The 1,777-nt window shown below is 64.3% G+C and carries 2 protein-coding genes and 1 pseudogene; all 3 read left to right on the plus strand.

Going from position 1 to position 1,777, the window contains the following annotated elements:
* Nucleotides 1-117 (plus strand): annotated as a pseudogene (locus A2J03_RS30715) (sulfurtransferase); the annotation flags it as partial.
* Between the two features lie 4 nt (nt 118-121).
* Nucleotides 122-553 carry a SufE family protein gene (locus A2J03_RS23920; RefSeq protein ID WP_231912693.1) on the plus strand — a complete coding sequence of 144 codons (432 nt, stop codon included), beginning with the start codon at nt 122-124 and terminating at the stop codon, nt 551-553.
* Between the two features lie 122 nt (nt 554-675).
* A partial coding sequence (locus A2J03_RS23925; protein ID WP_068378978.1) for a condensation domain-containing protein occupies nt 676-1,777 on the plus strand: 1,102 nt, incomplete at its 3' end.

A 1,777-nucleotide genomic window follows, 5' to 3' on the forward strand; every position in this document is an offset into this window, starting at 1 on the left:
CTGCTCGGACACGATTCGGTGCGCAACTACGACGGTTCGTGGACCGAATGGGGCAACGCGGTCCGAGTTCCGATCGTCCGCGGCGAGGAGCCCGGCGACGCTCCGAAAACGCAGTAGAACCGTGACGGACACTGGGAGCACAGCCGGGTTGCCGGAGTCTCTCGCCGAAATCGTCGAAGACTTCGCCGCGGTCACCGGGCAGGACAAGCTCCAGCTTCTGCTCGAGTTCAGCCGCGAACTGCCCGAACTGCCCTCGCACCTCGAGCAGGCCGCGATGGAGCCGGTCCCCGAATGTCAGTCTCCGCTGTTCCTGTCGGTCGACTCCGGCGACAGAGATGCCGTGCAGCTGTACTTCAGCGCGCCGCCGGAAGCGCCGACGACCCGGGGGTTCGCGTCGATCCTGCACCAAGGGCTCGATGGGCACAGCGCCCAGGACATCCTCGCAATCCCGGACGACTTCTACCTGGCCCTCGGCCTCGGCGATGTAGTCAGCCCACTCCGGCTACGAGGGATGTCGGCAATGCTGGCGCGTATCAAGCGGCACCTGCGGTAACTGCCTCCGCGAGCGTCTTGACCAGGGGCAACGGCTCATCTTGATCGATACACCTACTACTCGGTACACTCGGTCTCGTTGTTGCTGGTTCAAGTCGTTCGCGAGAGGTGGTCCAATCCCGCATGGAATTCACCGAACTTGCGGACTACGCACTACCCGCCGGAACCATGACCGAGTGGATCCCGAGTGTCGGCCCGCACGCCAGCACACCGGCGTTGGCAGGGTGGCAGCCCGACGAGCGTCCCACGTCCTACGTGCACGAGGCCCATCTGCGATCCAGTCTCGCCAGCCCTCGGCGCGGCCGCGAAAGCTGGCTCGGAGCGGCCTTCGAAATGGAGGGGCCACTGGACAAGCCTGCATTCCGCCGGGCCGTTCTCGCCTGGATCGACCGCCACGAGCCGATGCGCTCCCATGCCTCGATCGATGAAGATTCGGGTGTGCTGTCTCGCGTGACAGCGACACCCGGCGCCATCGACATCTGGCAGGTCGAGCAGGAACTGTGCGAACAGTCCAGTGAAGTGTTCGAGCATCTGCAGTATCTGTTCGACGAGTACACCTCGCCCCTCGCCTGGCCCGCCTACGCTTTCGTCACCCTCGAGCCGTTGCCGAAGGACACAGCCGATCAGGACCAAAGCCGTATCACTGTTTTCTTCGCCGCGGATCATTCCATCATCGACGGGCTGTCGACGGTGCTTGTCGCGCACGAGATCTCGGCTCTCTACGCGGAAGCGAAGGACAACATCCCGGCGCAACTGTTCGAGGCGGGTAGCTACCTGGACTTCGGTGTCTCCGAGCGCCGCATTCATGCAGAGCTGGAGCACACTCACGAGGCTGTCGTCACCTGGCAGCGCTTCCTCGACGAGGGCCACGGCCTGCTTCCCGAGTTTCCTCTGGACATCGGCGAGCCGAGTGCTTCACATACGGCTCAGAGCGGTCTGTCGGCTTGGATTCTGGACACCGAGCGCGCAGATTCCTTCTCCGTAGCGTGCCGCAAGACCGGGAACAGTCTGTTCTCCGGACTACTGGCCGCGCTTGCGATCGCCGGGGCAGAACTGTCCGGCAACACCCAGTTCAGGACGATCACCCCCGTACACACCCGGGATCAGCCTCAGTGGGTCTCCTCGCTAGGTTGGTTCGTCGGGCTGTGCCCGCTGTCCTTCGACATCGCGCGCGCGGAGTCGTTCGGCGCCGTCGTCGCGCAGGCCACCGAACAGGTGACGGCGA

Origin of the sequence: Rhodococcus sp. EPR-157 (assembly GCF_001647195.1) — a bacterium.
Taxonomy (GTDB): domain Bacteria; phylum Actinomycetota; class Actinomycetes; order Mycobacteriales; family Mycobacteriaceae; genus Rhodococcoides.